Origin of the sequence: Devosia insulae DS-56 (assembly GCF_000970465.2) — a bacterium.
GTDB classification, from domain to species: Bacteria; Pseudomonadota; Alphaproteobacteria; order Rhizobiales; family Devosiaceae; genus Devosia_A; species Devosia_A insulae.
In genome coordinates this window covers 53,709-60,517 of record NZ_LAJE02000161.1, presented here as the reverse complement: position 1 = coordinate 60,517, position 6,809 = coordinate 53,709, and the positions used below count along the sequence as shown (strand labels likewise).

The following is a 6,809-nucleotide window of genomic DNA, read 5'->3' as shown; positions in this document are numbered from 1 at the left end:
TTTAAGTCCCAGCACGTAGTTCAACCCCACACTGTTACGACAGGAAGACTCACACTCTTGAGTCTCTTTTACTCTTTACAAGCAGAGGCAGGCATACGAGCTTTCCGCCTGTCGCGTGGGCTCGGACATGGGTATAAGAGACATCGGCCGCATAGCTTTTGGCCAGCGCCTCGACTGCCGCCTTGCTCGCTGCATACGGGCCCCAGTTGGCCCGCGCCGAGCGCGCTGACGACGAGGAGACGATCACCACGCGACCCGCCACCGACTGGCGCAGCAGCAGGTCGAGCGAGCGGATCAGCCGGTAATTGGCGGTGACGTTGAGACCCATCATTTTGTCGAACTCCCTGGGCTCGACATGCGCCAGCGGGCGCAACTCGCTCAGCATCGCCGCATTGGCGACGAACCCATCGAGGTGCCCCCAACGCTCGAAGATCGCCAGCCCGAGCCGGTCGATGCCATCGAAATCGCTGAGGTCCATCGGCACCAGCGTCGTGCTGCCGCCGGCTTTCTGGATCTCGTCATCGAGCTCTTCGAGCCCACCGATGGTGCGGGCCACCGCAATCACATGCGCCCCGCGCCGCCCCGCCTCGAGCGCCGCCTGATAACCGATGCCGCGCGATGCGCCGGTCACGAGGACGATCTTGCCGGCAAGCGAGTTGGTGGTCATGCGTGAGGTTTCCGTTGAAAACGCTGGCTGCTTCTACCCACGGTGTCGTTCCCGCGAAAGCGGGAATCTCCGTTTGCGATGCGGCGGAAGGTCCGAGCCGCCGCGACACACTCAGCTGTCATCCCCGCGAAAGCAGGGACCCAAGCATCAGCAGGCGCGGGCGGCGAGATGGATCCCTGTTTTCGCAGGGAAGGCACTGAGTTTGAGGGGCTACTGTGGGTTTCCCCCTCAGCTCGCTTCCTTCATCAGCGACAGCATCTTGGGATCGTTCTTGCTGCGGCCGTTGAGGTCGGTGAGCTTGGTCGGGTAGTCGCCGGTGAAATGGTGGTCGGTGAACTGCGGACTGAGCGGGTTGCGCTTCACCCCGCCGACCGCATCGTAGAGCCCGTCGATCGACAGGAACGCCAGCGAATCCGCGCCGATGAACCGGCACATCGACTCGAGGTCGGGGTGCTGGTTGGCGATCAGGTTCTCGGGGTCCGGCGTGTCGATGCCGTAATAGTCGGAGTGGAAGATCATCGGCGAAGCGACGCGGATATGCACCTCGCGCGCCCCGGCTTCGCGGATCATCTGCACGATCTTCACCGAGGTCGTGCCACGCACGATGGAATCATCGATCAGGACGACGCGCTTACCTTCGATCTCGGCGCGGTTGGCCGAGTGCTTCAGCTTCACGCCGAAGGCGCGGATCGACTGGGTCGGCTCGATGAAGGTACGGCCGACATAGTGGTTGCGGATAATGCCGAGCTCGAACGGGATGCCGCTGGCCTGCGCATAGCCGATCGCCGCTGGCGTGCCGCCATCGGGCACCGGCACCACGACATCGGCTTCGACCGGCGCTTCCTTGGCGAGGTTGATGCCCATGCGCTTGCGCGCCGAATAGACCGGGCGGCCGGCGACGATCGAGTCGGGACGGGCGAAGTAGACATACTCGAACAGGCAGATGCGCTCGGGGCGGGGCGCGAACGGTTTTACCGAATCGATGGTGATCGTGCCATCCGGCTGCGTCTCGCAGATCACCACTTCGCCATTCTCGACGTCGCGCACGAACTTGGCGCCGATGATGTCGAGCGCGCAGGTCTCCGAGGCAAAGATCGGCTTGCCGTCGAGATCGCCCAGCACCAGCGGGCGGATGCCGTTGGCATCGCGGGCGCCGATCAGCTTGGTGCGGGTCATCGCCACCAGCGCGAAGGCGCCTTCGAGATGCATCAGCGCATCGATGAAGCGATCCGAGGACGCGATCTTCTTGGAGCGGGCGATCAGGTGCAGCACCACCTCGGTGTCCGAGGTCGACTGGCAGATGGCGCCCTGCGAAATCAGCTGTTTGCGCAGCGTCAGGCCGTTGGTGAAGTTGCCGTTATGAGCGATGGCAATGCCGCCGACTTCCAGCTCGGCGAACAGCGGTTGCACGTTGCGCAGGATCGTCTCGCCGGTGGTCGAGTAGCGCACATGGCCCATGGCGAGGTGGCCGGGCAGGCGCCCGACGGTTGCCGGGTCAGTGAAGTGGTCGCCGACGAGGCCGAGCTGGCGTTCGGAATGGAACTGTTTGCCGTCGAAGCTGACGATGCCCGCCGCTTCCTGTCCGCGATGCTGCAGCGCATGCAGGCCGAGCGCGGTTAGGGTTGCCGCCTCGGGGTGGCCGAGGATGCCGAACACGCCGCACTCCTCGCGCAGCGTATCATGGTCCCATTCCGCGATCGGCTTGGCGTTGTGGGTCATCGGTCACCCCAGGGTTCAGGTCCAAACAAGACGGGACCGCAGATGCGGCCCCGGTCACGAATATGCAATGCGCTCACCCGAATTTCATCAGGTGTTGGTCGCAGCTCCCTCGGCCGGCGGCTCCAGCGGGGCATCGTTCTCGAGTTGGTCTGTGCCCTCTTCATTGGGTACGTCCGCATCCGGCGTCGGCACGTCGTCAGGCGACGCATCTTCGCCGGTGCCGCCACCGGCGCCACGCTGCAGGATATCGGTGACCTGCTTTTCAAGGTCGGGCGGCAGCAGCGAGATCAGGCTGTCGCCAAAATTGCGAAGGATCGGCAGCGACCGGGACTCGGCCGCCCACGAGGGCAGGTTCGAGGGCATCAGCCACAACCCGAAGACCACCACGATCACCGCGATCAGCACGCCACGGGCAACGCCGAAGATGAAACCGAGGGTCCGGTCGAGCGGTCCGATACGGCTGTCGACGACGAAATCAGCGATCCGCATGGTGATGAGGTGGAGGATAATCAGCGCCACGATGAAGGTGCCGAGCACCGTCACGATGTCGGCGACGATCGGCTCGGCGATGTAGCCGCGCGCGATGTCTTTGTGGTTGAAATAGGCATAGGCGGCAATCGCCGCGGAGCCCGCCCAGGTCGCCAGCGACAGGATTTCACGCGTAAATCCGCGGGCCGTGGCCAGGATCGCAGAAATCAGGACGAGAACGCCGATGCCGACGTCGAATGCAGTCAACATAGAGAAAATCCGCCCCTGGGACCCGCTTCACGGTCCCGTGTAACCATTAATCGTGGCAAAGCCAAGCACCGAGGATGCGCTGCATAGCCGATGTTCACGGAAAGCAGAAAGCGTGGCCAAAGCGCTACTCCGCCGCCTGCCGTTGACCGCGCGCCGCGATGCGCCCGATGAGTTCGGCGAGCTCCGCATACTCACCCACGGCGATGCCATTGGGCACGTCACCCTTGCCCAGCCGGCCGGTCACCGCGCCCAGGAAACCGAGCTTTTGCGCCTCGCGCAGGCGCTGCGACGCATGCGCCACCGGGCGCACCCCGCCGGCCAGCGAGATCTCGCCGAAATAGACGTTGGATGAGGGCAGCGGCGAGCCGGTCAGCGACGAAATCAGCGCCGCTGCGACCGCGAGGTCGGCCGCCGGCTCGTTGATCTTCAGCCCACCCGCGACGTTGAGGTAGATATCGTTGGCGCCAATCCGCACCCCGCAGCGCGTCTCCAGCACCGCCAGCACCATCGAGAGCCGCGACGAATCCCAGCCGATCACCGCCCGCCGTGGTGTGCCGAGCGGCGACGGCGAGACCAGCGCCTGCACCTCGCACAGCATCGGGCGTGTGCCTTCCATGCCGGCGAACACGGCGGAGCCCGCCGCGTCCTTGTCACGCTGGTCGAGGAACAGCGCCGAGGGGTTTGCCACTTCGCGCAGGCCCAGCGTCGACATCTCGAACACGCCGATTTCGTCAGTGGCGCCATAGCGATTCTTCACGCCGCGCAGGATGCGGAAGGTGTGGCTGGAGTCGCCTTCGAAATACAGCACCGCATCGACCAGGTGCTCGACCACCCGCGGTCCGGCAATCTGCCCATCCTTGGTGACATGCCCGACCAGCACCACGGCGGCGCCGGATTTCTTGGCGTAACGGGTCAGCGCCTGCGCCGAGGTGCGAACCTGTGTCACGGTACCCGGAGCGCTCTCGACCCGGTCGGTCCACAGCGTCTGGATCGAATCGATGATCACCAGGTCGGGCGGCGGGCCGTTCTGCAGCGTCGCGAGGATGATCTCGACATTGGTCTCCGACGCCAGCAGCACCGGGCGATCGCCCAGCTCCAGCCGCTGTGCCCGGAGCCGGATCTGCGCCACCGCTTCTTCGCCCGAGACATAGACGATGCGCCGGCCACGCTCGGCCAGGGCGCCGGCCGCCTGCAGCAGCAGGGTGGATTTGCCGATGCCCGGATCGCCGCCGATCAGCACGGCCGAACCCATGACGAAACCGCCACCGGTCACCCGGTCGAGCTCGCCGATGCCGGTCTCGACCCGCGCCGCCGTCTCGGTTTCACCGGCCAGCGGCAGCAGCTCGATCGGCCGTCCTCCGGCGATTGCCGATTTCGGCCCAGCGCCGACGCCCGAATCGACGATCTCCTCGACGATGGTGTTCCACTCGCCGCACGCCTCGCACCGGCCCTGCCACTTAGTGGTCAGGGCGCCACACGCCTGGCAGACATAGGAGGTTTTGGTACGCGCCATGAGATGCCCCGGGGGAGTCGACGACAGGTAGCCGACTATGGGGGCAAAGGCAAGAACGAAGAGTGAACAACAGCAGCGGCGCTACCGCCGCGGCCACTCCCCAATCACCTCATACCGCCCCTGGCCATAAAAGCTGCGCACCAGCGCAAACCCCTCCACCCGCAGCTTCGGCGGCCGTTCCAGCACCACCTCGGGCGCGTGCACCCTGTCGTAGCAGAGGGTCAGGTAGAACGCCTCGCTGGGGGCCGAGCGTACCTCGAAGCCGCGCTCCAGCATGCCCCAGCGCAGCAGCCGGGCCAGTTCCAGCAGCGGCGTGTCCGAGCCGGGGCGCAGCACCAATGGTGGCGAGCCCACCCTGCGGCGGAAACTGGCGAGCCGGGTGAGGGCAATGTCGAACGGCTGAAAGCCGATCGCGTCGCCGGTGGCCATCGCGACGGCGAGGTCGCTGCCGCTCAGTTCCTGGTAGAAGCCGACGCCGACCAATGAGATATGGAGCGTCGTCGCCGGCAGCAGCGCCGCCGTGATGCCGTAGAGGCGCCGCTGCTCGTCGACGATCTCCTGCAAGGCCGGCCGGATCCCGCCGCCCACCAGCACGGCGAAGAACACCGGGTCGCGCCCCTGGCGTGGCGGCACCCGGATCGACTTGAGCGGCCTTGTGTCCTCAGCGAACATCGACAGCTGCGGCAGATCGGTCATCTCGTTGGTCCTCCATGCTAGGGACAGCTAAGGAACCAGCGAGGCCGAGCGCGAGTCAAGAACAAAAAGAGAACAAATTGCGCGGAGGCGGTGCGCTCGACCTTTGCCCAACTTGCCTCCGCCGCCACCCGTTGCGAAGCTCCCTGCCTCGCGACTCCGAACGGCCCGACCAGCGGCCGGCACAAGCAGACATAGGGAAGAGATGACCAAGATCACCGGGATCGAGACGATCCGCACGCGCGCCGACGGCACCTGGCTGTTCGTCAAGGTTCTGACCGATCAGCCCGGCCTCTACGGCATCGGCTCGGCCTCCGACCACTACCGCGCCAAGGTGGTACAGGCGGCGATCGAGAACATCACGCCGCTGCTGATCGGACGCGATGTCAGCCAGATCGAGGACATCTGGCAGTCGGTGTACACCCAGAGCTACTGGCGCAATGAGGCCATCGGCAATACCGCGCAGGCCGGCATCGACATGGCGTTGTGGGACATCAAGGGCAAGGAAGCCGGCATGCCGGTGTACCAATTGCTCGGCGGCAAGACCCGCAGCGCCGTCGCCGCCTACGCCCATGCCCAGGGCAATTCGCTCACCGAGCTCGAGGACGATGTCCGCCGCTACTGGGAGGAGGGCTATACCGTCATCCGCTGCCAGCTCGGCAATTATGGCGGCGGCGGCTTCCTCGATCGCGCCAACGCCCGCGGGCCCCGGGGTCACTGGCCACAGGACAAGGCCTTCGACGACGACGCTTACCTGCAGGCGATCCCCGAGATGTTCGCGCACCTGCGCGACAAACTCGGCTGGGGGCCGAAATTCACCCACGACGTGCACGAGCACCTGGCGCCGACCAGTGCCGTGCAGCTGGCGAAACTGCTCGAGCCCTATCGGCTCTACTTCCTCGAGGACCTGCTGTCGCCCGAGCAGGTCGGCTGGTACCGCCAGGTGCGCCAGCAATGTGCCACCCCGCAGGCCATGGGCGAGCTGTTCGTCAACCCGCATGAATACCTGCCGCTGATCACCGAGCGGCTGATCGATTTCGTCCGCGTCCGGATTTCGAAAGGCGGCGGTATCACCCAGGCGCGCAAGATCGCGACGCTGTGCGAATGGTTCGGCGTGCAGACCGCCTGGCAGGAAGGCGGTGATAATGATCCGGTCAACCAGATGGCCGCCATGCATGTCGATCTCGCCTCCACCGCCTTCGGCATCCAGGAGGAGAACCACTTCAAGCCTGAGGAATACGAGCTGTTCCCCGGCCATGCGATCCTTGAGGGCGGCTATCTCTACGGCAACGAGCAGCCGGGGCTCGGCATCGACATCGACGTGAAGAAGGCCGAAGCGCTGCTCGATCCGGATAAGGCGGCAAAGTCGCATTACATGGCTGAAGACCGCCGCCGCGATGGCGGTATCGTGCGGCCCTAACGGTGGTTGCCGACAGGCGGTTCGTGAGGGAGGCGGATCATCGCAAGGTCCATTGACTG

At 65.4% G+C, this 6,809-nt stretch carries 6 protein-coding genes; 1 reads left to right on the top strand and 5 read right to left on the bottom strand.

Features of this window, described 5'->3' with window-relative positions:
- Positions 1–49: 49 nt before the first annotated feature.
- The 5 genes from VW23_RS10445 to VW23_RS10425 all read right to left on the bottom strand — a co-directional run bounded on the left by VW23_RS10445 (position 50) and on the right by VW23_RS10425 (position 5,333).
- Positions 50–667 (bottom strand): SDR family NAD(P)-dependent oxidoreductase, encoded by a 618-nt coding sequence (locus tag VW23_RS10445; RefSeq protein WP_069909502.1) that lies wholly within the window; start codon positions 665–667, stop codon positions 50–52.
- A 228-nt stretch (positions 668–895) separates the two neighbouring features.
- The gene (gene purF, locus VW23_RS10440; RefSeq protein ID WP_069909501.1) at positions 896–2,386 is read right to left on the bottom strand and encodes an amidophosphoribosyltransferase; all 1,491 of its coding nucleotides are present in this window, start codon (positions 2,384–2,386) and stop codon (positions 896–898) included.
- Positions 2,387–2,473: 87 nt separating this feature from the next.
- Positions 2,474–3,124 carry a CvpA family protein gene (locus VW23_RS10435; RefSeq protein ID WP_069909500.1) on the bottom strand — a complete coding sequence of 217 codons (651 nt, stop codon included), beginning with the start codon at positions 3,122–3,124 and terminating at the stop codon, positions 2,474–2,476.
- Between the two features lie 124 nt (positions 3,125–3,248).
- Positions 3,249–4,637, bottom strand: a complete 1,389-nt coding sequence (gene radA, locus VW23_RS10430; RefSeq protein WP_069909499.1) for a DNA repair protein RadA — start codon at positions 4,635–4,637, stop codon at positions 3,249–3,251.
- A gap of 81 nt (positions 4,638–4,718) precedes the next feature.
- Positions 4,719–5,333: a 2'-5' RNA ligase family protein gene (locus tag VW23_RS10425; protein ID WP_069909498.1), complete on the bottom strand. Its 615-nt coding sequence runs from the start codon at positions 5,331–5,333 to the stop codon at positions 4,719–4,721.
- Positions 5,334–5,535: 202 nt separating this feature from the next.
- Here VW23_RS10425 and VW23_RS10420 point away from each other — a divergent pair, with 202 nt between their 5' ends.
- The gene (locus tag VW23_RS10420) at positions 5,536–6,750 is read left to right on the top strand and encodes an enolase C-terminal domain-like protein (protein WP_069909497.1); all 1,215 of its coding nucleotides are present in this window, start codon (positions 5,536–5,538) and stop codon (positions 6,748–6,750) included.
- Positions 6,751–6,809: the final 59 nt, after the last annotated feature.

Coding starts and splice junctions, on each gene's coding strand:
- VW23_RS10445 (WP_069909502.1), bottom strand. CDS start 667: ATGACCACCAACTCGCTTGCCGGCAAGATCGTCCTCGTGACCGGCGCA.
- VW23_RS10435 (WP_069909500.1), bottom strand. CDS start 3,124: ATGTTGACTGCATTCGACGTCGGCATCGGCGTTCTCGTCCTGATTTCT.
- radA (WP_069909499.1), bottom strand. CDS start 4,637: ATGGCGCGTACCAAAACCTCCTATGTCTGCCAGGCGTGTGGCGCCCTG.
- VW23_RS10420 (WP_069909497.1), top strand. CDS start 5,536: ATGACCAAGATCACCGGGATCGAGACGATCCGCACGCGCGCCGACGGC.
- VW23_RS10425 (WP_069909498.1), bottom strand. CDS start 5,333: ATGACCGATCTGCCGCAGCTGTCGATGTTCGCTGAGGACACAAGGCCG.
- purF (WP_069909501.1), bottom strand. CDS start 2,386: ATGACCCACAACGCCAAGCCGATCGCGGAATGGGACCATGATACGCTG.